The 22803-nt window shown below is 68.6% G+C and carries 25 protein-coding genes; 14 read left to right on the top strand and 11 right to left on the bottom strand.

Going from position 1 to position 22803, the window contains the following annotated elements; genetic code table 11:
- Positions 1-7 precede the first annotated feature (7 nt).
- From AC1MGR_RS20345 to AC1MGR_RS20315, 7 genes are all read right to left on the bottom strand, one after another.
- Positions 8-247, bottom strand: coding sequence for a formate dehydrogenase (locus tag AC1MGR_RS20345; protein ID WP_480232737.1), 240 nt, complete (start codon positions 245-247; stop codon positions 8-10).
- A 100-nt stretch (positions 248-347) separates the two neighbouring features.
- Positions 348-926, bottom strand: coding sequence for a TorD/DmsD family molecular chaperone (locus tag AC1MGR_RS20340; protein ID WP_480234854.1), 579 nt, complete (start codon positions 924-926; stop codon positions 348-350).
- Positions 927-1118: 192 nt separating this feature from the next.
- The gene (locus tag AC1MGR_RS20335) at positions 1119-1817 is read right to left on the bottom strand and encodes a DUF3306 domain-containing protein (RefSeq protein WP_480232736.1); all 699 of its coding nucleotides are present in this window, start codon (positions 1815-1817) and stop codon (positions 1119-1121) included.
- A complete protein-coding gene (locus tag AC1MGR_RS20330) occupies positions 1814-2341 on the bottom strand; it encodes a DUF3305 domain-containing protein (RefSeq protein ID WP_480234853.1) in 528 nt (175 codons plus the stop codon). The genes AC1MGR_RS20335 and AC1MGR_RS20330 overlap by 4 nt, the downstream gene beginning before the upstream one ends.
- A 47-nt stretch (positions 2342-2388) precedes the next feature.
- Positions 2389-3399: a DUF6352 family protein gene (locus tag AC1MGR_RS20325; protein ID WP_480232735.1), complete on the bottom strand. Its 1011-nt coding sequence runs from the start codon at positions 3397-3399 to the stop codon at positions 2389-2391.
- Positions 3400-3434: 35 nt separating this feature from the next.
- Positions 3435-4010 carry a DUF6505 family protein gene (locus tag AC1MGR_RS20320; RefSeq protein WP_480232734.1) on the bottom strand — a complete coding sequence of 192 codons (576 nt, stop codon included), beginning with the start codon at positions 4008-4010 and terminating at the stop codon, positions 3435-3437.
- Positions 4007-4750: a biotin/lipoate--protein ligase family protein gene (locus tag AC1MGR_RS20315; RefSeq protein WP_480234852.1), complete on the bottom strand. Its 744-nt coding sequence runs from the start codon at positions 4748-4750 to the stop codon at positions 4007-4009. Before AC1MGR_RS20315 ends, AC1MGR_RS20320 begins: the two co-directional genes overlap by 4 nt.
- A gap of 294 nt (positions 4751-5044) precedes the next feature.
- On the opposite strand from AC1MGR_RS20315, the gene AC1MGR_RS20310 reads away from it, so the two are divergent.
- Positions 5045-7042, top strand: a complete 1998-nt coding sequence (locus tag AC1MGR_RS20310) for a 4Fe-4S binding protein (RefSeq protein ID WP_480234851.1) — start codon at positions 5045-5047, stop codon at positions 7040-7042.
- A 55-nt stretch (positions 7043-7097) separates the two neighbouring features.
- Complete coding sequence (locus AC1MGR_RS20305) at positions 7098-7577, top strand: GNAT family N-acetyltransferase (protein ID WP_480232733.1); 480 nt, start codon at positions 7098-7100, stop codon at positions 7575-7577.
- A gap of 6 nt (positions 7578-7583) precedes the next feature.
- Here the strand turns inward: AC1MGR_RS20305 and AC1MGR_RS20300 are convergent, their stop codons facing one another.
- Positions 7584-8870, bottom strand: coding sequence for a c-type cytochrome (locus tag AC1MGR_RS20300; RefSeq protein ID WP_480234850.1), 1287 nt, complete (start codon positions 8868-8870; stop codon positions 7584-7586).
- A 286-nt stretch (positions 8871-9156) separates the two neighbouring features.
- Between AC1MGR_RS20300 and AC1MGR_RS20295 the strand changes: the two genes are divergently transcribed.
- The 4 genes from AC1MGR_RS20295 to AC1MGR_RS20280 are packed head-to-tail and all read left to right on the top strand — an operon-like array spanning position 9157 to position 13998.
- Positions 9157-10224 (top strand): molybdopterin-binding protein, encoded by a 1068-nt coding sequence (locus tag AC1MGR_RS20295; RefSeq protein WP_480234849.1) that lies wholly within the window; start codon positions 9157-9159, stop codon positions 10222-10224.
- Positions 10225-10232: 8 nt separating this feature from the next.
- Positions 10233-12215 carry a molybdopterin biosynthesis protein gene (locus AC1MGR_RS20290; RefSeq protein ID WP_480232732.1) on the top strand — a complete coding sequence of 661 codons (1983 nt, stop codon included), beginning with the start codon at positions 10233-10235 and terminating at the stop codon, positions 12213-12215.
- The gene (mobB, locus tag AC1MGR_RS20285) at positions 12212-12757 is read left to right on the top strand and encodes a molybdopterin-guanine dinucleotide biosynthesis protein B (protein WP_480232731.1); all 546 of its coding nucleotides are present in this window, start codon (positions 12212-12214) and stop codon (positions 12755-12757) included. Before AC1MGR_RS20290 ends, mobB begins: the two co-directional genes overlap by 4 nt.
- Complete coding sequence (locus AC1MGR_RS20280) at positions 12745-13998, top strand: molybdopterin molybdotransferase MoeA (RefSeq protein WP_480232730.1); 1254 nt, start codon at positions 12745-12747, stop codon at positions 13996-13998. The genes mobB and AC1MGR_RS20280 overlap by 13 nt, the downstream gene beginning before the upstream one ends.
- On the opposite strand, the gene AC1MGR_RS20275 is transcribed toward AC1MGR_RS20280, so the two are convergent.
- Positions 13974-14966 (bottom strand): substrate-binding domain-containing protein, encoded by a 993-nt coding sequence (locus tag AC1MGR_RS20275; protein WP_480232729.1) that lies wholly within the window; start codon positions 14964-14966, stop codon positions 13974-13976. The genes AC1MGR_RS20280 and AC1MGR_RS20275 overlap by 25 nt on opposite strands.
- A 73-nt stretch (positions 14967-15039) precedes the next feature.
- Between AC1MGR_RS20275 and AC1MGR_RS20270 the strand changes: the two genes are divergently transcribed.
- The 5 genes from AC1MGR_RS20270 to AC1MGR_RS20250 all read left to right on the top strand — a co-directional run bounded on the left by AC1MGR_RS20270 (position 15040) and on the right by AC1MGR_RS20250 (position 18824).
- The gene (locus AC1MGR_RS20270) at positions 15040-15735 is read left to right on the top strand and encodes an ABC transporter permease (RefSeq protein WP_480232728.1); all 696 of its coding nucleotides are present in this window, start codon (positions 15040-15042) and stop codon (positions 15733-15735) included.
- A gap of 4 nt (positions 15736-15739) precedes the next feature.
- The gene (locus tag AC1MGR_RS20265; RefSeq protein ID WP_480232727.1) at positions 15740-16456 is read left to right on the top strand and encodes an ATP-binding cassette domain-containing protein; all 717 of its coding nucleotides are present in this window, start codon (positions 15740-15742) and stop codon (positions 16454-16456) included.
- Complete coding sequence (locus tag AC1MGR_RS20260) at positions 16429-17253, top strand: extracellular solute-binding protein (RefSeq protein ID WP_108035025.1); 825 nt, start codon at positions 16429-16431, stop codon at positions 17251-17253. Before AC1MGR_RS20265 ends, AC1MGR_RS20260 begins: the two co-directional genes overlap by 28 nt.
- A 309-nt stretch (positions 17254-17562) precedes the next feature.
- Positions 17563-18333, top strand: coding sequence for a polysaccharide lyase family protein (locus AC1MGR_RS20255; RefSeq protein ID WP_480232726.1), 771 nt, complete (start codon positions 17563-17565; stop codon positions 18331-18333).
- A 143-nt stretch (positions 18334-18476) separates the two neighbouring features.
- Positions 18477-18824 carry a hypothetical protein gene (locus tag AC1MGR_RS20250; RefSeq protein ID WP_480232725.1) on the top strand — a complete coding sequence of 116 codons (348 nt, stop codon included), beginning with the start codon at positions 18477-18479 and terminating at the stop codon, positions 18822-18824.
- 201 nt (positions 18825-19025) lie between these two features.
- Here AC1MGR_RS20250 and AC1MGR_RS20245 read toward each other — a convergent pair whose 3' ends face one another.
- Together AC1MGR_RS20245 and AC1MGR_RS20240 are read right to left on the bottom strand one after the other, a co-directional pair.
- Positions 19026-19265 carry a hypothetical protein gene (locus AC1MGR_RS20245; RefSeq protein ID WP_480232724.1) on the bottom strand — a complete coding sequence of 80 codons (240 nt, stop codon included), beginning with the start codon at positions 19263-19265 and terminating at the stop codon, positions 19026-19028.
- 20 nt (positions 19266-19285) lie between these two features.
- A complete protein-coding gene (locus AC1MGR_RS20240; protein ID WP_480232723.1) occupies positions 19286-19987 on the bottom strand; it encodes a PRC-barrel domain-containing protein in 702 nt (233 codons plus the stop codon).
- A gap of 99 nt (positions 19988-20086) precedes the next feature.
- On the opposite strand from AC1MGR_RS20240, the gene AC1MGR_RS20235 reads away from it, so the two are divergent.
- From AC1MGR_RS20235 to AC1MGR_RS20225, 3 genes are all read left to right on the top strand, one after another.
- The gene (locus AC1MGR_RS20235; protein ID WP_108035027.1) at positions 20087-21475 is read left to right on the top strand and encodes a Wadjet anti-phage system protein JetA family protein; all 1389 of its coding nucleotides are present in this window, start codon (positions 20087-20089) and stop codon (positions 21473-21475) included.
- A 204-nt stretch (positions 21476-21679) separates the two neighbouring features.
- Positions 21680-21949, top strand: a complete 270-nt coding sequence (locus AC1MGR_RS20230) for a hypothetical protein (RefSeq protein WP_480232722.1) — start codon at positions 21680-21682, stop codon at positions 21947-21949.
- A 190-nt stretch (positions 21950-22139) separates the two neighbouring features.
- Positions 22140-22775 (top strand): DUF4194 domain-containing protein, encoded by a 636-nt coding sequence (locus tag AC1MGR_RS20225; protein WP_480232721.1) that lies wholly within the window; start codon positions 22140-22142, stop codon positions 22773-22775.
- Positions 22776-22803 lie beyond the last annotated feature (28 nt).

The raw sequence follows: 22803 nt of genomic DNA, 5'->3' as shown, positions 1-22803 counted from the left end.
CGCAGGCTCACTTCTTTCCGGCGTTCGTGCTGTTCTGGAGGGTCTCGTAGCCGTTCGTCCGGTAGAACGCCTTCACCTCGTCCGTGAGGCGGTAGCGCGACCGGGTCTCGTCCGTGCCGGGGTCATAGGCCTGCGCCTCGGTCACCGAGATCGGCGACGCCATGCTGGCCGCGGCCGCTACCGTGCCGCCCCCGAGGGCGCGGAAGAACTGGCGACGGCCGAGCTGGTCCTTCTGATCCTGTCCCATCGCCCAAACTCCCCATGTGGCGTCCGCCCGACCGGGCATCACGCCAAGATCCACAGTGCAGGATGCCGAAGGCATCCATCGATCCACAGCGACGAATGCCTCAGGCATCCATCGCGAAAGCCGCCGCCTCGATCTCGAGGAAGGCCCGTCCCAGAGTCCCCACCGGGCGGTAGAAGCGCGCGGCCTTCGCGCGCTCCAGATCGGCGAAGAAGCGCTCGCCCCACGGCGCGATGTGCCGGAGGAAGAACGCGCGTGACGCCCCCGGCTCCGCCTCGAGGCGACCGGCCGTGAGCCCGGCCATCACATCGAAGAGAATCGCGAGGTGATCCTCGGGTTCGATCGTCGCCGGGTCGCGCTCGATGCCGAGCCCCGCCAGATCCTCGCGAACCCGCGCCAGGGGCCGCTCGTTCAGGAATCCCGTCAGGTAGTAGGAGGCGTAGGGCAGAAGCTCCCCCCGTCCGACACCGACGAAGAGCGCGAAGTACTCCCGCTCCACGGCATCGGCCGGAATCTCCCGGGCGAGGGCGGCGAGCGCTGCCACCTCGCGTCCGAGGACGCTGTCGCCGCCCGCGAGGCCGGCCAGCGCGCGAAGAAGATCTTCAGTCGGAGGGCGACCCAGCAGGACCGCGAGCAGGTCGTATTGCTGCGCGCGCAGGTCATCGACCTCGTCCAGGGCCATGCTTGCCGCCGTGGCCTGGTCGATCCGATCCGTCACCCCGAAGCCCACTTCCCCTGGCGGCTCTGAAAACGGCGCACCGGAACGCATACCACTCCTCGACCCTTGCGGCCCCCGCCGCTCCACCAGAGGTGCGGTCTAGTTTGTATTGATAATAAAAAGCGTTTCGCCGGACGGCAATCGCGTTTCTTCCGATTAGCTCGGCATCGCGCCGCCATGGCGTCGCAGGGGCGAAACAATCGGAGGCGATTGAAATGCGCGCGCGCTATTTTTCGATGGATGAAGATCCCCGACATCGACGTGCATCGGCGGCGCCTCCTGGGTCACGAGCGCGGGCGCGTCCGTGGCCGCTTCGCCCGTGACGGGGGCAGGCGAGGCCGCGACCTCGACGTCACCCTCTGGTATACCGAGGGTCTCCCCGGGCGTCTCTTCAGACGTCACTTCTGGCGGACGGGGGGCGTGCCCCGTCATGATCCGCTCGACCATCGCCTTGATGTCGTCCGTCGGCAGCATCGGTCCGAGACCGGGCACCCCACCCGGCGTATTCCAATCGTAGGCGTAGTCTCGGGCCTCGCTGACGAAGTCGCGAATCGCCGGATCGACCGACCACATCCGCCGCAGGGCGGCCTTGCGCAACGCGGCCGGGATCCCCGCCCGGAGGAACGGCGCGAGCTCGGTCTCCGCCGTCAGATCCTCGATCTTCGGCAACCGCGCGATCGCGTCCGCAAGGCTTGCGTCGTCGAGCGGTTCCTCGGTGAAAACCTCATTGTCGGCAAGGGCTTGCGGTTCGGATTGGACCGTCGGAGCCGACGCTTCCGCGCGCGTTTCCGCGCGTTCCTGCCGGCGGACCTCCTGCTTGCGCCGTGCCCAGCGGGAGAGAAGACCCTCGCTCATTCGCCGCGTCCCTTGCCCTGACCACCCCGCGCCAACGCCTCCGGATCGGCCCGGTCGCGCTTCCGCTTCTCGAACTTCCGCTCCACGTGGAACGCCTCGAAGAAGGCGAGCAGGATGCCCTGGCACTCCGTCGGCATCGGGACCGCCTCCACGATCTCGCCGATGCCTTCCGCCATGGCCTCGCCCTCGTAGGGGTCCGCCGTCACGGTCGCGATCGCGTAGGATTCCTCGCCGAGCTTGCGCAACGAGACCCAGAGCGACGGGCGCCCCGATACGAGATTGTCGCGATAATGCGAGGTCTCCGCGGGGTGGAGGAGGACGTCATACGCACCGGCGTAGAACGTCGATTCCTCTTCGTTCCCAGAGAGTTGGGTCCAGTCTGCGACGGGGGGCGCGGCCGGAAGCGCGGCGACGGGCAGCCACGCGTGGGTCGCCCAGGGGCCGCGCAGACGCCGGCGGGCCACGAGAATTCCCACCTCGAAATGGTTCTGCGGCACGAGCCGATCCTGCACGGGTTCGGGCATCGCCCGCCCGGCCGTATCTTCGTTGCGGGATGTCGGATCGTTCGCCATCAGCAGGCTGCCTGCGCTGTCTTGAGCGGGAGACCCGCGATCAGATTCTGCGGCTTGAGCGTCACGAGGTTCGCCCCCGTGGCCGCCAACAGGAGGTAGACCGGACGGTCGCCGACCGAGTCTTCGAGGCGCGTCCGATCGTTGAACGTCAGGCTGAAGAGCGCGATGACGCGTTCCTGGTCGGTGGTCGAAACCGCTTCGCCGCGCCACAGGGCGTTGCCGATCCGGGTCGCTTCCGCGTCCAGGCCGACGAACCAGCGCCAATCCGAATCCTCGAGCTTCTCCAGGGGGTTGACCCGAACCTCGACGTTCAGCAGGTGCCCGACGAAGGTCTCGATCACCCGCGCCAGCGCCGTGCGGCTGCGTACGCTGGAGCCGAGGTTCAGCGCCATCGAGAAGGCATCGGAGCGGCTCCAGTAGCTCCAGGCATTGTCCTCGTTCAGGACGTCGAGCTCGTTCGCTGCGTCCTTGCCCAGCATGCTCACCAGCGGCGACAGGGGCGCGCTGCCCTCACGCGCCTCGATCACCTCGGCATCGGCCAGGAGGACGGCGCCATCGAGCCGACTGATCCGCTGAGGCCGGAACAGCAGCTCCGCCGCGCGCAGCACGAACGGGTCGTCGCACCCGTCGAGGGCGTTGCGCAGGATCAGGTGGACCAGTTGGTTCAGGAACAGCGAGGGGATGCCCTGTAGGCCCTCTCGGACCATGCCGAGATAGGCCGCCTCGATCGAGCGCGCCGCCAGCAGGCGGTCACGGAAGGCGAGCAGCACCTCCCAGTTCTCGCGCGCATCCGGATCGGCAATGGCCCGCACGGCCTCCGCAGGCACGACGCGGCGTGGCTTGGCGCAGAGGCCGGCATACAGGGCGCGCTCCGCGGCACAGGCGTCGTCGGGTGGCAACACCTCCGGGCGGGCCAGATAGGCGAGGATCAACTCGTCGGTGACGGCCAGCCCGCCGCCCTCGGTGCGCTGCGTGAGGTGGTGGCCGCTGGAGACCCAGAATTCGGTCATGGCAGGGTCTGTCCCGTTACGAAAGCGTCCATCGATCAGGCCCGCGAGGAACCGGGAGCCCGCGCGAGACCGATCAGATCGGCGCGTTCCTCGGGCTCTTCCTCGTCGGTCTCGACAAAGCGGAAGGCGCGGGCATGGGCGTGCAGGCGGTCGGCTCCGGGCGTTCCGGCATCGCGCTGGTGGAGCGTCCGGAAGGCTTCCGCGATCTCGCCGTCCGCCTGGGTCCGGTGCATCGCTACGACGCTCCCGACGGGAATGCCGCAGAGGGAGGCGGCGAAGTCGACTTCCTCGCGGGCTGCGGCTCGCGCGCTCGCCCGGTCCGGGGCACCGAGCCGCTCCTGAATATGCTGTGCCAGAGCCTCGACTGCGGCATCGCGCTCCGCCTCGGAGGCTTCGCTCACCACCACGAGGGTCGAAAATCCGAGCGACGTCACCCCGACGAAACCGGACCGAAAGGCGGCGCGGGCCTTCCCTTCCAGGGCGGAAAGGTCTTGGTCCCAGAAGAGAAACGATCCCGTCACCGCCCATTCTCCGGGCTCGGCCGGGTTGGCGAAGACGAAGGTATCGGAGGGGTCGAGCCGCAGGGTGCGCGGCAACTTGAGCTCCGTCATAGGCGGACCGTCCCGGTCACTGGATCGCGCCACGCGGGTTCGCACAGCAATCGAGCCAGAGGCCAACGCTCGGACTCGCCCAGGATGACGTCGCCGCCCCGATCGATGCGGACCAGCACGCCCGGCGGTGTCGGCAGGTGTACGAGGTAGCGAGCCGCGATCCCGTCGAAGCCGTCCTCGTTCCAGAGCGAGAACGACCGGATCAGATTGCGGGCGAAGCTTTCCACCAGCGGATTGCGGATGTCCGCTGGAAATCCCTCTTCATCCAGCGCCGTCGACCCCGGGGTGAGCCCGGGATCGCCGGCCCCGGCCTTCGAGAGGAGGAGCATCGCCGAGAAGACGAGCCAGTCCGGCGTAGCGTCCTCGGCGCAGGCAGTAGGCCAATCCAACCGTCCGCCGCCGAGCCGTGCACCGTCGAAGACGACCACATCCGGCCAGACGAACGTCAACGGCATCTCCGGCGGACCATGAGCCCCGACAGCGTCGGCGAGGGCGGTCATGCCCGCCAGGAATGCACGACGGGCCGAAGCCAGCGGCTCGTCCGGCGCCAGGATCAGGGCAAGATCGAGCACGTCCGCGCGATCGGCGAGAACGAGGGTGCCCGCCGCGTCAGCCCCATCGCGTTCGGCCAGCGCCCGGGCTTCCGTCAAGGCATCGCGGGCACCCTGCACCAGCCGGCCGGTGAATGCCGGTGGCAGAGCAAGCGCTGGCGATCGGATGTCGAGGTCTGGGACTGTCATCACGGAGGAGGCAAGACTCGCGAAGAACCGGTTGCGGGTGGGATATGCTCACCGACATGTTCTGCCGACGCCCGAGTCACAAGACGCGCGCAGCAAGAAGCGCGCAGGACGTGTCGTCGCTGCGCTCCGGTGTCGGATCGCAGTTTTGAACCATTTGAGTATATGAGATACGCACAACGACGCGAAGAGGCCATCGGTTTTGCCGGCCCGTCGTCTGCCTGCGCTTCCTCCAGATCCATCCAGGGTTCGTCCGTGTCCGATCGTATCGTATTCGCCTGCTCCTGCGAGAAGACGATGTCGCTCGACGCCGAGGCGATCGCGCGCGGGTGCGGCGGGACACTCAAACTCGCCGATCAACTCTGCGGCCGGGAGCTCGACCGCTTTCGCGCCGCTGTGCAGGGGGGCGGTACGGTCACCGTCTCCTGTACCCTGCAATCCCCACTCTTCGACGAGGTCGCCTCCGAGCTGGGCGCCGACGACCGTGTGTCCTATGCCAAGATCCGCGAGACGGCCGGCTGGTCGTCAGAGGGTGACGAGGCCGGCCCGAAGATGGCCGCACTGCTCGCCGCCAGCGCCGAGCCGGTCCCGGATGCTGCCACCGTGGCGATCGAGAGTCAGGGTGTCGCCCTGATCTATGGGCGCGATGCCACCGCCATAGAGGTCGGCCGCCGCCTCGCCGAGCATCTCGACGTAACGGTGCTCTTGAGCCGACCCGTGGCGGTCGAACCGCCCATGCGCAACGACTTCCCGATCGTGCAGGGTACGATCACCGGCGCCGAGGGACGGCTCGGGGCCTTCGATCTGCGCATCGACGACTACGCCCTGCCGGCACCGTCCTCCCGATCCCACCTCCTCTTCGGACCGAGCCGTAACGGAGCCAATTCAACCTGCGACATCGTCATCGACGTCACCGGTGGGACCGCCCTATTTCCAGCCCACGAGGTCCGACTCGGCTACCTGCGCGCTGATCCGCGGGATCCAGCGGCGGTCGAGCGCCTGATCGCAGAGGCGTCACACCTCGTCGGCACTTTCGACAAGACGCGCTTCGTGGATTTCCACGCCGAGCTTTGCGCCCATTCCCGCTCGCGCATCACCGGTTGCACCCGATGCCTCGAGGTTTGCCCGACGGGGGCGATCGCGCCGGCCGGCGATACCGTGGCGATCGATCCCTATATCTGTGCCGGATGCGGAAACTGCGCCTCGGTCTGTCCGACCGGAGCAGCCGCTTACGCGCTGCCGCCGGCGGACGCCCTGATGCGACGTCTGCGGACCCTGATGCTCGCATACACCGTGGCCTGCGGCCGTGACGCCGTGGTCTTGTTCCATGATGGCGACCATGGCGAGCCCCTGATCGACGCGCTCGCCCGCCATGGTGACGGCCTGCCGGCCAACGTTTTGCCGGTGCGCGTGAACGAGATCACGCAACTTGGGCCGGAAGCCTTCGCAGCGTTGTTTGCTTACGGCGCCGCTGGGATCCGTATCCTCGCCCGCGGCCGGCCCAAGCACGACCTCGACAGTCTGCGCCGGGCTATGACCCTGGGCGACACCCTGGCGCGCGGTCTCGGTTACGGCAGCGGGACCTCGGGACCGATCGTCTCCCTGATCGAGACCGACGACCCAGACGTTTTTGGAGCTTCCCTGGCAGGGCACCGGGTCGGGAAAGTCGCCGGCGCGCCCTCTCGCTTCATGCCCATCGGCGGCAAGCGTGAAGTGTTGCGCTTTGCCTTCAACGAGATGCATGCGGCGGCCCCAGAACCGGTGGCGCGGATCCCGCTGGCCGCGGGGGCACCGTTCGGCGGTCTCGCGTTCCGGACCGAGGACTGCACGCTTTGCCTGGCCTGCGTCGGCGCCTGTCCGACCCATGCGCTGTCGGACAGTACCGACCGACCGTTCCTCGCGTTCGAGGAGAGCCTGTGCGTACAATGCGGGCTCTGCGTGAATACCTGCCCCGAGAGTGTCATCACCCTGACGCCCGGCGTCGATTTCGAGGCCTGGGCCGCGCCGCGACGGGTGGTGAAGGAGGAGGAGCCCTTCGCCTGCATCGCCTGCGCCAAGCCCTTCGGCACGCGCAGCACGATCGAACGCGTGGTGGAGAAGCTGCGTGACCGCCACTGGATGTTCCGGGGCGAAGCCGGCGAGGCGCGCGTGCAAGCCCTCATGATGTGCGAAGACTGTCGTGTCGAGGTCGCGGTGAATCAGGGTTTCGATCCCCATGCCGGACCGGAACGCGACCGTCCGCGCACCACGGAGGACTACCTGCGCGAGCGCGCCGCCCGCGGCGAGGCGATCTAGCCGGATCGACTGCCACCATGGGTGCCCGGACGTGAACGCCTGTAAATGGCGGAGCATGAAGGTGGGCGACCTCGGGCAGGTCGTCGCGCTCGCCGACCGGCTGTTCCCCGATCATCCCGAGGAGGCAGGGCATTTCGCCGAACGGCTGGCGCTGGGCGCCGGCCTGTGTCTGACACTGGCGGAGGCTGGCTCGGGCGTCGCGGGGTACGCGGTCGCGTATCCCTGGCCGCTCGGACGTATTCCGCCCCTGAACGGACCGCTCGCGCCCGTGCCGCCGGCGGAGGGCGCGGCCTACCTTCACGACCTCGGCATCGACCCGGCGTTCGGCGGCGCCGGGCATGCCGGCGCCGGCCTGGCCTTGCTGATCGGCCGGATGCGATGGGCCAGGCTCGAAAACCTGGCTTTGGTCGCCGTCAACGGGACAGCGCCGTTCTGGGAACGACACGGCTTTCGGATCTGCGAGCCCAGCGACGCGATGGTGAGGAAGCTCGCCAGTTACGGCGGCGAGGCCCGTTACATGATCCGTAGTTTGTGAGCTGTCTCAGCGCACGGTCGTCGCGCTCTCCAGGAACTTCACCAGCGCCTCTCGATCTTCCACCCGGTTGATCGTCTGCTCCGGCATTCGCGTTCCCGGCGTGTAGCGGGCGGGGCCGACCTCGAACAGCTGGGCGATGGTCCGTGCGTCCCAGACGATGTCCATGCTCTTCAGCGCCTCGGAATAGCGGTAGCCGGGCGCAGTGGCGATGCGCCGGCCCATGATGCCGGCGAGCGTCGGTCCGGCGCGGGGGCCGTCCTGCGGGGTGAGGGCGTGGCACGCGACGCAGGCCCGGAACACCTCGGCGCCGCGATCCCCCTGATAGGCGGCCAGCGTATCGGCCGGGCGCGGCATCGCCAGGGGGCCGATCGGCGCGCCGGTCTCAGCATCCCACCGCCGGATCAGCCTGTCGCTTCCGCCGGTGAGAAGTTCGCGTCCGTCCGGGCGCCAAGCGATCGACCAGACCGGCAGGCCCGGCCCGACCAGCCGGTGCAGGATCGTCCCCGAGCTCCGGTCAATGATCGCGACCGCGCCACCGGCCGTGGCAGCAGCGATCCGGTGGCCATCGGGGGAGGGCGCAAGGGCGATGACCGGGTTTGGCCCGACATCGACCGCGACGCGGACCGATCCGTCCGGGCGCAACAGGCGGACGATCGCATCCCCGCCCGCGACTGCGACTTCGCCGTCCGGCGTGATCGCCAGGGCGTTCAGGATGCTGGGGAGCGTAAAGACGATTGGCACGCCCGCCGGGTCGTCGGCCCGGGGCCAGATCCGGACGGTCGCATCGTAGCCGACGGTGACCGGTCGCCCATCCGGCAAGAAGCTGACGGCGTTGACGTTGCCCTGGTGCCCCTCGAGCACGCGGGCCGGCCCGCCGGCCAGGGGGCGGATGCGGGCGGTTCCGTCCCAGGAGGCCGAAGCCAGCAGCGACCCGTCGGATGAGATGGACAGCGCCGCCACCGGCCCCGTGTGCTCTGCGAAAACGCGCTCGGGATCGGGCCTGCCGGCGCGCCAGAGCGCAATGCGGCCATCTTCCGAGGCCGTCAGGAAGCCGCCTTCGGACAGGGCGGCGACGGCGTTCACGGCTCCATCGTGGAAGCGCAGGACGGTGAGCGCTGTCCCGCTGTCGATCGCCCACAGAATGGCGGCCTGATCGAAGCCGCCCGAGATCGCGAGGGTACCACCCGGCGCGACGGCTAAAGCCCGAACCGGGCCGCCATGCCCGCGCAGCTGCGCAGTCGCCGGTGATCCCGATAGAACGAAGACGAGAAAGCAGAGTGCGAGGGTGCGCAGAGACGGAGCTCGATCGACCAAGGGTTTGCCGGATACCTGCAATGCCTTACCCGCGAAGAACCACCGGGATACCGGTTCGGCATGCAAATCTAGACGATCCCCCAGGGGAATGTCGCGGTGCGAAGACGGGACCCGGTGACGCGGTAGACCCGAGGGGCGCTTGATCATGGCCCGGCGATGGCGCATCGCTCGATGCATGATCGTTTCCGCCCGCAGCACCCTCGAAGAAGAGGCCGGCTCGCCCGCATCGATACCCGGGCAGCGCCGGACCGCATCCTCGGCCCTCATGCCCCTGACGCAGGCCGTTCGGCTGCTGACGGAGCATCTCGTTCCTGTCGCACCGGAGGCTGTGCCGCTCAGTGAGGCCCTTGGCGGGGTCAGCGCGATCGATTGTCATGCGCCGCGGGCTATGCCGGACTCCGCGACGGCCCTCCGCGACGGTTGGGCCGTGCGCGGCGCGGACGTCGTCGGCGCCTCCGCTTTCGCACCGATCCTCGCCGCGCGCCGCCCGCCCTGGGTCGAGGCCGGAACGCGGTTGCCGGAAGATACCGATACGGTCCTGCCGCCCGAAGCAGTCGAGGGATCGTCCGTCGTGGCCGATGCCCCGGTTGGGGAGGGCGTACGCGCGGCCGGTGCCGAAGCCTCCTCCGGCACCCTGCTCCTCGCCGCCGGCCAGCGAGTGACGGCCCTGCACCGGCTGGCTCTTCAGGCGGCTGGGTTCGCAAGCATCGCCCTGCGCCGTCCGCGCGTGACCCTGATCGTCGCGGGTGCGCCCGAGGCCGACACCCTCTCCACCCTTCTGGCCCATTGGATCGCCGAGGCCGGCGCATGCGTGGCCGGCATCATGGCTGCCAACACACCGGACGCGATCGCGGATGTGCTCCGGACACAGGACGGCGACGCCGTCGTGACGATCGGGGGGACAGGCTTCGGGCACAACGATCACGCGTCCGCCGGGCTGACCCTGGCGGGAACGACACGAGCGCACGGCATCGCCCTTCAGCCCGGAGATACCGCGGGCTTCGGTGACGTGGAAGGGCGGCCCGTCATTCTGCTGCCGGGGCGTCCCGACGCGGCGCTCAGCGCCTTCGTCACCCTCGTGCGCCCGGTGATCGCGAGTCTCGCTGGCACGCGACCTCCAGCCGGGACCGGCGCACCGCTCCTCGGCAAGATCGCATCCACCGTCGGAATGAGCGAGATCGTCTTCGCCCGGCGGATGCCCGAGGGGCTCCAACCGCTGGGCGGAAGCGACCTCGCGCTGGCCAGCCTGATCCAGGCCGATGCGGCGATCCTAATCGGACCGGAATCGGAAGGCTATCCGGCGGGTAGCGTGGTTGCGGGCCTCCCGCTGTGAGCGTCGCCGTGCCCACCGGAAGCGCCGCGACGGAGGACGGCTTCCTCAGGCGGCTGGCGCAGGCCGCGCACCAGGAACAATTCCTCACGGTGGTTAGCCGTGAAGAAGCGGTCGAGCGCTTCCGCTCCGCCGTGCCGCACGCGCCCCTGGCGGCGGAGACCATCCTTCTCGCCGACGCCCTCGGGCGGGTCCTGGCCCACGATATCGCGTCGCCCATCGACGTGCCGCCCTTCGACCGCGCTCTCGTGGACGGATTCGCGCTGCGCGCGGCCGACACCGAGGGGGCCGACGAAGCGAAGCCGCGCCGCCTGATCCTGAACCAAGAGGTCCTTGCCTGCGGGGTCGCGCCTGCCCTGTCCGTGGCACCCGGCACCGCGACGCCGATCGCCACGGGCGGAGTCGTCCCGCGTGGTGCCGACGCCGTCGTGATGGTCGAGCAGACCCAGTTCCGCGCCGAAACCCTCGCGATCGACCTAGTCCGACCGGCGCGGCCGGGTCAGTTCATTGGCTATGCCGGCGCCGACATGGCGTCGGGTGAGACGGTTCTCCGCAGGGGTATGCTCATCACCGCGCGGGAGATCGGTATGCTGGCCGCCTGCGGTCTCGGCGCGATCGACGTGGTCCGTCGTCCCCGGGTTGCGGTTCTGTCGACGGGCGACGAACTGGTCGCGCCGGGCGAACCTTTGAAGCCCGGCGGGATCTACGATTCCAACGGGCCCATCGTGGCCGCGACCGTCACGGAGAACGGCGGCACGGTTCGGCCGCTCGGCATCGTTCGGGACGACGAGACCGCCCTCGAATCAGCCCTCCGCGCTGCCGTCGCCGACAGCGACATCGTGGTCCTATCGGGGGGAACCTCGAAGGGGGCCGGTGACGTTTCACACCGCATCCTTCAGCGCCTCGGAGAACCCGGCATCCTCGTGCACGGGGTTGCCCTGAAGCCCGGCAAACCGCTCTGTCTGGCGGTCGCAGGTCAGACTCCCGTGATCGTCCTGCCGGGCTTTCCGACCTCGGCAATGTTCACCTTCCACGATGTCGTGGTTCCGCTGGTTCGTGCGATGGCCGGCCTGCCGCCCCGGGAGGAGACCAGCGTCACGGCGATCCTGCCCCAGCGCGTACCCTCCGAGCGCGGGCGCACGGAATTCGTGATGACAGCCCTGGCCGAAACGGAGGACGGTCTGCGCGCCCTGCCGCTGCCGAAGGGGTCCGGTTCGGTGACGGCCTTCTCACAAGCAGACGGTTTCTTCGCGGTTCCTGCAGCCCGGACGGGTCTGGAAGCGGGGGAGACTGTGTCCGTCACCCGCCTCGGTACCGGCGTCCGGCCGCCGGACCTCACGATCATTGGCTCTCACTGCGTCGGGCTCGACCGGGTGATCGGGCGACTGGCGGAGCGCGGACTTCGCGCGCGGCCCATCTGGGTCGGCTCGGCCGGAGGACTCGCCGCCCTGGCCCGGGGCGAATGCGACCTTGCCGCGATGCATCTCCTCGATGCCGAGACAGGCGTCTACAATCGACCCTTCCTCGCGTCCGGAATGTCGTTGGCAGAGGGGTGGGGACGCCTGCAGGGCGTCGTCTTCCGGCCTGGACATTCGCAGTTCGTGGGCCGCTCGGTGGACGAGGCCGTCGCCGGCGCCTTGGCCGAATCCGAGATTGTGATGGTCAACCGGAATACCGGCTCCGGTACCCGTGCCCTGATCGACGGCCTCCTCAAGGGCGCCCGCCCGCCCGGTTTCTGGAACCAGCCGCGCTCGCACAACGCCGTAGCGGCAGCCGTGGCTCAGGGGCGGGCCGATTGGGGCGTCGCCATTGCTACCGTGGCACGGGCCTACGGTCTCGGCTTCCTGCCGCTCACCGATGAGCGCTACGATTTCGCGTACTGCACGGAGCACCGCCACCGGCCCGCACTGGCCGCCTTCCTTGCCTGCCTGCACGACCCCGAGACCCATGCCCTCCTCATCGAAGCCGGGTTCTCGCCTGCGGAGGCGACATGAATCCCGCCCGGGTCATCGGTCTCGCCGGCTGGAGCGGCGCGGGCAAGACCACGCTTCTGTCGCGGCTGATCCCGCTGCTCGTGGCGCGAGGGCTGAAGGTCGCGACCATCAAGCACGCGCATCACGCCTTCGACGTCGACCACCCCGGCAAGGACTCCTACGTTCACCGCGAGGCCGGCGCGTCCGAGATCATCGTGTCCTCGTCGCGTCGCTGGGTTCAGATCCACGAGATCGGAGAGGAGCCGGAAGCGCGGCTCGGCGACCTGCTGCGTCGGCTCTCATCCTGCGACCTGGTGATCGTCGAGGGCTTCAAGCGCGAGGCACATGCCAAGCTCGAAGTCCACCGCACCGCCAACGGCAAGCCGCCGATCTTTCCCGACGATCCCCGGATCGTCGCGGTAGCGAGCGACCAGACTTTCGCCGATGCGGCTGTACCGGTAGTCGATCTCGACGCTGTCCAGCGCATCGCCGATCTCGTTGTCGCCTTGGCGGAACCGCTGGAGACGACGCTGGCGTACCTGGAGGGGCCATGGCCCAGCTGACAGACGACTGCTTCGCCTTCGGCGGCGCCCTGATGCGCATCGAGGACGCCGTGGCGCTGATCGGCGAGCGCCTGCCGGTCCTGGCCGGAACCGAGTGGCTGCCCCTCGGGCAGGCTGATGGACGCGTCGCGGCCGAGCCTGTCCTGGCCCTCCACGACGTGCCGCCGTTCCCGAATTCCGCCGTCGACGGCTACGCGATCCACCACAGCGACCTTAATCTTGAAGGCGAGACGCGGCTCCCAGTCCGGGGTCGGCTCCCCGCGGGGGCGCCCGCGGAGGGAATCTCGGGTGATGGCGGCGCGATCCGAATCTTCACCGGCGCTCCGATGCCGCCGGGGGCCGATACCGTGTTCATGCAGGAGGACGTGCGCCGCGAGGGCGACGTCGTCGTGCTGCCGTCCGGGCTGAAGCGCGGCGCCAACGCCCGGGACGCCGGCGAGGACATCGCGCGCGGCGCCTGCGCGATCCCGGCCGGGCGACGCCTGCGGCCGCAGGATCTCGCCCTCGCGGCCGCCTCCGGCCACGACCGGATCGCCGTCCGCACGCGCCTGCGGGTCGCCCTGTTCTCCACCGGCGACGAGCTCACCGAACCGGGCGCGCCGCTTCCCTCCGGCGCGATCCACGATTCCAACCGGGTGATGCTCGCGAGCCTTCTCACCCGCCTCGGGGCGGAGGTCGCGGATCTCGGTATCCTGCAAGACGAACCCGAGGCCCTCGCCGAACGTCTGCGGCAGGCCGCCCGGGATCACGACCTCATCCTGACCTCGGGCGGTGTCTCGACGGGGGAGGAGGACCACGTGAAGGCCGCCGTAGAGGCGATCGGCGCGCTGATGTTCTGGCGCTTGGCGATCAAGCCCGGTCGGCCGGTGGCAATGGGCGTCATCGGCGGTACGCCGTTCGTCGGGCTTCCGGGTAATCCCGGAGCGGTCTACGTCACGCTGCTCTTCGTGGTGCGCCCGCTTCTCGCTCGGCTCGGCGGCGCGCTCGACCTCGCACCGCTCGGACAGCCTGTCCGGGCCGCCTTCGCCTATCGGAAGAAGACGGGCCGACGCGAGTTCGTCCGTGTCACCGTCGCCCTCGGGGCCGACGCGGTTCTGGAGGCGGTGAAGTACCCCCGCGAGGGTGCCGGCGTGCTCTCGTCGCTGACCGAGAGCGACGGGCTCGTGGAACTGGACGATGCGGTGACGGTCGTAGCCCCGGGGGACATCCTCACCTTCTACCCGCACGCCGTGCTCTGGTAGCCGAGGGTCATGGACGCCGCCCGTCCGGCAGCCTCCGTCAACGCGGCCAGCATCGCTTCGTCGACGGTGGTGCGGGCCGCGAGGAAGTAGGTTTCCCAGCCCAGGGATTCGAACGCGAGCCCGAAGCGCTCGGCGATCGCGGGTGTCCCCATGCCGACATCCGCGGTTCCGGTGGCGATGAGGGCGGCGACAGCCTGATGGGTGAATTCCTCGGTCTGCGCCCCTTGGATCGCGCGGCTCTCCAGCCCGGCCTCGGCGCAGAGGCGTTCGAACCAGATCCGTGTCCCGGCACCGCGCTGTCGGTTGACGAAGCGCAGGCCGAGGCGGGCGATATCGCGGACGCCGGTGACGCCATGCGGATTGCCGGGCGCGAGCATCAGGCCCTGCTGGCGCCGGAACAACGGCGTGATGCAAAGTTCCGGGTCCCGGAACAGGGCATCGAATGGCTCGGGTGCCGGACCTTCGGAACCATAGTGGAAACCCGCTGCGTCCGCGGTCCCGGAACGCAGGTGCGCGAGCGCGTCGAGGCTTCCGGCGATGGCGAGTTCGACGTCCGACCGAAGCTCGATGACGCCCAGCAATAGGGGGTCGTGACTTGCCGCAAGCCTCAGGAGGGCCGGCCGGTGGATTTCCAGGGCGTGCAAGGCCTCCGTCAAGCGCCTTGCTTCGATGTGCAGAAGGGGGGCGAGGCGATCGTACATCTCCGCCAGCGTCGCATGAACATCGCGGCCATAGGGCGTGAGTACCGTACCGTGGCCTTTCGTCTTGACCGCGATCGGCTGCCCGAGCGCCGCTTCGAGGGCCGAGACCCGGCTCCAGGCCGAACGATAGGATACCCCGAGTTGTCGCGCCGCGACGAGCAGTGAGGTCGACGTGGAGAGAGCCTGGAGCAGGGCGAACGTCGGCTGCAGCGCAAGGCCATTCCAGTCGCCATCGGCCTGCAGCGTGATGGCTGTCGGGTCGCGCATCGGCAAAGCCTTTCCTATTGATCTTTTCGCCTGCCCCGTATCATCCCGCGAGGCCCCGCGCAGCCCGGTGACGATGCTTCAGACCTTTCAGGAGACGATCTCGCGTCTGACGACCCTCGACCGCGACGTTCTCGCGATCGCCTGGCTCTCCCTGCGTGTCAGCCTCACCGCTGTCGGCATCGGCCTCTGCATCGGGATTCCGGTGGGAGCCTTCCTGGCGGTCGCGGGATTTCCAGGGCGATCGGTCGTGGTCGGGCTCCTCAACGCCTTCATGGGGCTTCCCCCGGTGATCGTCGGCTTAGTGCTCTACCTCGTGTTGTCGCGCTCCGGCCCTCTCGGATCGCTCGGCCTCCTGTTCACGCCGGGCGCGATGGTGGCGGCCCAGGCCGTGCTGGCGACACCCCTTGTCGCGGCGCTCACCCGGCAGGTGATCGCCGACGCGGAGGCGCATCTCGGTGAGCAATTGCGCTCCCTTGGGCTGTCGGCATGGCGCCGGGCGCTCGCGCTGATCTACGATACGCGCTTCTCCCTCGTGACGACGGCGCTGGCCGCCTTCGGCCGCGCGATCTCGGAGATCGGCGCCGTCCTCGTCGTCGGAGGCAACATCGACGGTCACACCCGCACGATGACCACGGCGATCTCGCTGGAGACCCAGAAGGGTGATCTCAGCTTGGCCCTGGCGCTCGGGCTCGTGCTGATCGGGCTCGTCATCCTGGTGAATGCGGTGGCTGCGATCCTGCGGGCCCACGCCGCGCGCGCCTACGGCTGAGTCGATGCCCGCGATCGAACTCATCGACCTCGCACTGGCCCGGAACGGCACTATCATCCTGGATGGTCTGAGCGCCCGAATTCCCGCCGCCGGCATCACCGCGCTGATCGGGCCGAACGGCGCCGGCAAGAGCGCGACGCTGCGGGTCGTCGACGGCGTCCTCGCGCCCGATGCCGGGTCGGTCCGGATCATTGGCGATGCTCCGGTGCGGCGTGCCTTCGTGTTCCAGCGACCGGCCCTCCTGCGGGCCAGCGCAATCGCCAACGTCGCCCTCGCGCTGACGCCGCTCCGCCTGTCGCGGAGCGAGCGGACGCGGCGCGCCCAGGCGGCCCTGGCGCGTGTCGGTCTCGGCGACCGAGGCGCGGCACCGGCCACTCGCCTGTCCGGCGGCGAGCAGCAGCGCCTCGCCCTGGCGCGGGCCTGGGCGGTGGAGCCCGATCTCCTCCTGGCCGACGAGCCGACCGCCAACCTCGATCCGGGCGCCACCGACCTCGTTGAGGGCCTGATCGCAGAGATCGCGCGGCAGGGCACGAAGGTCGTGCTCGTATCTCATAATCTCGGACAGGTCACGCGACTCGCCGCCGACGTCGTCGTGCTCGCCCGCGGTCGGGCCGTCGAGCAGGGACCGACCCACACGCTTCTCACCTCGCCCCAGGCCCCTGAGACGCGGGCCTACATCACCGGAGAACTCCCTTGGACATCCTTCGCCGCGGCCTCCTGACCTTCGGCCTCCTGTTCGCGCTCGGTGCCGCCTCCGGCGTCCGAGCCGAACCCGCGTCCATCGTTGTCGCCTCCACCACATCCACTGAGCAGTCCGGCCTGTTCAAGCACCTGCTGCCACTCTTCGAAGCGAAGTCGGGCATCGCCGTGAAGGTCGTCGCCCTCGGTACCGGACAGGCCCTCGACGCGGCCCGCCGGGGCGATGCCGACGTGGTTCTGGTGCACGATCGGCCGGCCGAGGAGAAGTTTCTGGCCGAGGGCTTCGCCACGAAGCGCTGGGACGTGATGTACAACGACTTCGTCCTGATCGGACCGAAATCCGATCCGGCCGGCGTCCGCGGGGGCGACGTGGTCGCGGCGTTCGGGAAGCTCGCATCGGCCAAGGCGCCGTTCGTCTCGCGGGGCGATCGCTCCGGCACCCACAGTGCCGAACTGCGGACCTGGAAGGAGGCCAACGTCGATCTCGCCACCGTCAAGGGTGACTGGTACCGCGACATCGGCCAGGGCATGGGTCCGGCCCTCAACACCGCCTCGGCCGTGAATGCCTACGTGCTCGCCGACCGCGGGACCTGGCTCTCCTTCAAGAACCGCGGCGATCTCACAATCCTGGTCGAGGGCGACAAGCGCCTATTCAATCCCTACGGCGTGATGCTGGTGAATCCGGCCAAGCACCCAACCGTGAAAGCGAAGGAGGGCCAAGCCTTCATCGACTGGCTGATCTCCCAGGACGGTCAGGCTGCGATCGCGAGCTACAAGATCGAGGGCAAGGAATTGTTCTTCCCCAATGCGAGCAAATAGCCCCGAGGCCCGTGTACGGGAGCAGAATCACCTGGCGTCGCCATGGGTCGACCCGCCCTCCGGGCGGGAGGCAGGCACCAAGAGAGCTGTCGGCTCAGGGTTGTGCCCCGCGTGGATGCGACCCGCGGGGCGCGGCGTGAAACTATCAACAGCGGCGCAGGCGGCCGTACTGCGTTCTGACCCTCTTTGGCCTGGCACCCCACCTAGCCCAACACGGCTCCAATCGAACAGCCGCAAAGCCTCCGCAAAAGGCACTCGCGCCATCTCGATCTCTTGCCGCTAACTCGCGACAAGGCCTATCGGTGGGGCATGATCGACTTCATTGAGCACACGGACGGCCAGGAGGTTCTGGAAGACGGCCATGGGGTTCGCTTCATCCTGCCAGCAAGGCGGTTCGACCTTCCGGTCACCCGCGGAGTGTGCTGGGACGTGCTATCGGACGGTCGAAGGGTGCGGACGTTCAGCATTCAGAAGGGGGACGTCTCGGCGAATGAGGCGCGGCACTACGCTGGCCGGCTACAGGATGCGCCGGCGCGGGCGATGGCGGTCTACGACGCGAGCCGACGCGAGATACACCCAGCCGGCCAATTGATGCGGGCGCGTTTCGCAATCAACGTCCACCCGGGCTTGCTGATGACGCACGATTGGTGCGTCGTCGGTCAATACAATGCCCGGCCTAGCCCGGGCGAACGCTGGCGGAACCCGCCCTTCGCGATCGGGGTCAAGCCACAGGCCCCTCACGCTCGGGAGGAAGTGCTCTACATCGATCTCGCGACTTTCCCGACGGCCGGGTCTCAGGACCAGGGCCGCCGCGTCGATCTGGGACCGGAGGCCATCGTCCCATTGCGCCGAGATCGCTCCTACGCAGTCGCCATCGATTTCGTGGACGGGGCCGGGAGCAACGGCCTGCTGAAGGTACGAGTCGATGACAGGCTGATCGTCGATTACGTCGGCCCGACGGGCTACGCCAACTTCGCCGGATGCTTCTTCGCCTACGGTCTCTACCGCTCACCCTGGTGCCCCGGATGCGAAGGTCTGACAGCGAGCTTCACGGACGTCTTTGAGGGCGTCTCAGCGTAAACACAGCGCCGACGTCCGCATCGGATCGACGAATTGCTTCGACAGCGACTCGTAACGCTTGAGGCCCGGGCAGAATCGCGTGCCCGTCAATCTCCTTGAATGGCCGGGCAATCCCGCGACTGCCTGGCGCTGGGGTCCGGTCAGTGCCGATCGCGACGAACGACGGCGGCGCCGTGGTCGGCCCTGGCACGATCCCGACTCACGGCACTCCGACCGACCGCCGCGGCGTGATTGTCTCGGCGCAGACCCGCCGCGTCCTGATTGACGACTGCCTGATCCCGCGAAACGGCCGCCCGGTCTCCGCGCCGTTCGTCGCGTCGGAGAACTGCGCCATCATGATAAGCCCTCGCTCGGTCCGTACCGACGGATCTGCGATCATCGGCGCTCGATTGCTCGGCGCGGTTCAGATCGCGGCGCTCCGCAGCCGCTCGCCCGTTGTCGCGGCGCTGGATCGCCGCTTCAGACTGCGCAAGGGCTGGCAGCACTGCTGAGGCTGAGAGGAGGATTGATAAGGTGGCGAGCGTGACTTTGGATTGGGTCATGTGTTGAACCTCGTCCGATTTCTGAGCCCCTCGGGCCCGGTGGAATGCCCAGAACATCTGCCTTGTGGGCTGTCAGTTCGATGAACGCCGGTCCCCTGTCGCGGAACCGGCGTTCACGAAGTAACGATGGGATCGACGAGCCTCGTACTCTCAGCGGATATTCCCCGATTGCCGGCGCCGGGCGACATACCAGACCGCCAGCGCGACGACCGCGATGACGAGGCTGAGCCAGATCCAGTTGAAATCCGTGGCGGCCGCGTTGGCAGCTGCGGAATTCGAGCCGGCGGGTCCGGTCTCCGGGATCGGCGGCGCGGGATTGGTTTGCTGCGCGAGTGCGCTCCATAGGGTCGCGGTCCACAGGACGGCGCTCGTGGTGAGGGTGCGGGTCATCGGCATCCTGCTCTCCACTGCTACTTGTCGGCCTTGCGGGCCGCCCCGTACCGGAAGGCCGGTGCCGCGTTGAGCTGTGCTTTCGTCATGCGGATCTCGGCCTCGACAGGCACACCGCCGGCCAGCGCCGTGGCGCGATCCGCGGTCGGCTTCCGGTTCTCGTCGACGGTGCCCGTTGTCGCCGTGACCTGGTCGGTGTGCTTGTTCTGGACGGCGCCGAGAACCTCGCGTGTCGTGTCGGCGCCCGGCATCGTCTCGGGCTGGACGCGGGCGGCCGCGTCGATGCTGGGCTTCGTCTCCGGCGTGATCACCGAGGTCGGCCCGCTCGTGAGGGGGACGTCCTCCATGTTCCATGCGACCGTATCGTAGGGGATTGCCACCAGCTTCTCGCCAATGCCGAGGAAGCCGCCGACGCCGATCACCACCGCCTCGACCTTTCCGGCGTCGCCGATGAGCACGTCCTCGATCGACCCGACCCGCACGTGATCCATACCGACTACCGGAAGGCCGATCATCTTGGATCCCCGCATCGCCCCCGGCTGCGGCTGGACAAAACCGGCGCCGCCTCCGTCTGCCGCCGATTGCGCATGGGCCGGTCTCCCGAACGCCACTGGCAGGGTGAAAACGGACAGGGCGAGGAGCAGAGCGCTCCGGCGGCGGATGGACATCGCAAACTCCACGAAAACAACGGGCTTCGCGGAACGCGAACGACCGGTGGACAACGCGCGGTTCGTCTCCGGAGTTCAGGGTCATCCGCTGGACGACCGCTTCGGCGATTTGACTCTCCGTGCCGGGCAGGGCTGATCTCAGACGGGTTCGCCATGCTGTTCACTCACCTGTCCGACGATCTCTTCAAGCCACTCGCCTCTTCGAGCCGGGCCTTCAATGCGGCGCTCCTGCTGCACCTGCACGGCCGCGTATTCGGGGACACCGCCGAACCCCTGCGGAAGAGCGAACTTCTGGCGGCGATCGGTGATTTCGCCGCCGATTTCGTGGACCGCGAGGTGGACGACGACGCGACCGGCACGGTTGAGCCGAGCGAGCGCCGCTCGGTCGTCTATCGCCGCTTGCTCGAGGCCGGCTGGCTGGTGGAGCGGCGGGAGCGCTACGTTCCGGTGGTCGAGTTCGACCCCGAAGCCCGCATGGTCATCGAGGAGCTGGCGCGCCTCGACCGGGGCGAGCGACGCTCCTATGGCGGTGCGGTCCTCGATGTGCTGGGCAGCCTGGAAAGCGCAATCGCCAATCCGGCCGAGCGGTCCGAGGCCCTGGTCAACGCGGCCAAGTCGGCCCGCACCTTCCTGAGCCACCTGCGCAGCCTGGCTGGTTCGATGCGCAAGAGCGAGGAGCGGATCCTGCGCGAGGCCGATCAGGGGGTCGCCCTGCGCCTCTATTTCGAAGAGTTCGTCGCGCGCCACCTCGTCAGCGACTACCGGACGCTGCACACCCGCTTCAATCCGTTCCGCTTCCGATCCGGGATCGTGCGCGAGGCAGGTCGCGCCCTGCGCGACCCCCTCACCCTGCGCGCGCTGACGGATGCGGGTCTCCGGGAGGGCCGGGCACCCGATCGTGAGACGGCCGAGCGCGCCGTCCGCGGCGACCTAGCCGAGATCCTGGCAATCTTCGAGGGGCTCGATCGTCACCTCGACGCGGTCGCCGACATCGTCGCCCGGCTCGAGCGCCGGATCGCCGCAACCCTGCGCTACCTCGACCATCGCGATTCCGACCGAATCGAACGCACGGCCGCGGCCCTGCGGGCGGTGGCCGGCGGCGGTGACGACCTCCCCGGCCTGCCCGATCCACATGTCTCGCTGTTCCGTCCACCGATCGGGGAACCGCATTGCTACGCACCGCGCCTGCGCCGGGCGGCGATCGAGTTCGAGCCGCTGCCCGAAATCGAGATCGACCCGGTCATCGAGGCCTTCATCGCTGCCAAGGACGCGTTCCGCGAGCGCGTCGCGGTTACGCCCGAGCGGATCGTGGCCTTCGTCGAGGCACGGCTGGGACCTGAGCGCGCCATCCGAGGTTCTCAGATCCAGATCACCGACGTCGACGATTTTGTCGTGTTCCAGCGCCTGCGCGAGATCGACGTCCTGTTCGACGGAAGTCTGCGGACCCGCTACCGGCTATCACGCATGGATGGGCGGGTCTCGAACGGCTGGCTCGACTGCCCGGACTTCCTGCTGGAGCGTGCGCCGGCCCTGCGCCGCTAGAACCAAGTCCGACCGCGTTTCGCCGTGGCTATGCTGGATTCTCGGCTGAGATTTCCCGATGACGGCGATCTTTCGCAACTGCTCGATTGATCATCCCGGTTTAATCCCGGGCCTTGGCAAAATACCGTGACGGGTTCATGCTCCGCTCAATTTCATGCGCACGCTGCGACACGAAATCCGAGAAGACTGTGGGAGCGTTCGTCCATGACCAGCGCCAAATGCCTGATCAAATCCGCCTGGATCGCCGCGGAAGTCGGCCGTGAGCGTTGCGAGCGCGTCTTGGTGGTCGAAACCTACATCGCAGTCAGCCCATTGGAGCCGAACTACGATCCATCCCGCTACGAGGCGATCGTGGCCGAGGTCCAGCGCGTTCTCGCGGCGAACCCCTCGCTCGACCGTGCATCGATTCTCAGCATGCATCGTGACACGGCCTGCCTCTCGCTCTTCCGTGCGACCCCGGCCGTCGCGGCCTGAAGGATTTCACGGCACCGGCGACTTCCTTTGGTGGAACACGCGCTCCGGCACGATTTTTGGCCACGACACTGGTCACGACGCTTGGCCCCTGCTCTTGGCGGGCGTCGAAGCGAGGCTCTTGGCGGGCGTCGCCGCGAGGCGCTAGAAACATCGGCCGGCGCGGGAAGACCCCGCGACCGCGAGGCCTGCTATGCTCGAACCCTTTCGCGCCATCGTCGACGGCGAGGACTTGTCGCCGCCCGGAGCCCGCGCGCCTTCGGAAGAGGAGCTGACCCGGGCCCTTCAGGTGCTTCTGAAAAGCCAATGCGTCTATGCCGGAACACCGGGCATCGGGCGTTCCTACGAACTCGCCCGGCACTACGCGCCCTTCTTCCAGGCCTACTTCGCATGCCTCGGCTATCAGTTCGAGGTGATGCACCGCGACCAGATGGTGTGCCTGCGGGTTCCGCCCGAGGGCATCCGGCACGATGCCCAGGCCGAGCGCCTGCGTAAGGACGAGACTTTGGTGCTCCTTGCCCTGCGTCTCGCTTACGAGGAGGGCCTGCGCGCGCACCGGGTCACCACGGAGGGTGTCGTGGAATGCACGACCGACGACATCGTCGAGTCGATCCGCACTGCCACGCGGAGCGACCCCCCGGAGGAGGCGCGACTCACCGAGATCCTACGTCTGTTCGCACGCAAGGGCGGCTTGCGCCTGGGCGAACGCGACAAGGTCGAGAAGATCACGCCCCTGATGGTGATGCCGGGCATCGCGGTGTTGTCGCCGGATGCCTGGATGGATCAGGTCCGGGCCTGGGGGGCCGCGCGGGGCGACGAGGAGGCCTGACGTCTCGTGACTGGAGCCGGACGCGATC

The organism is Methylobacterium sp. BI1, from assembly GCF_056680125.1.
The sequence above is the reverse complement of the archived record's forward strand: the minus strand, read 5'-3'. Positions and strand labels throughout refer to the sequence as shown.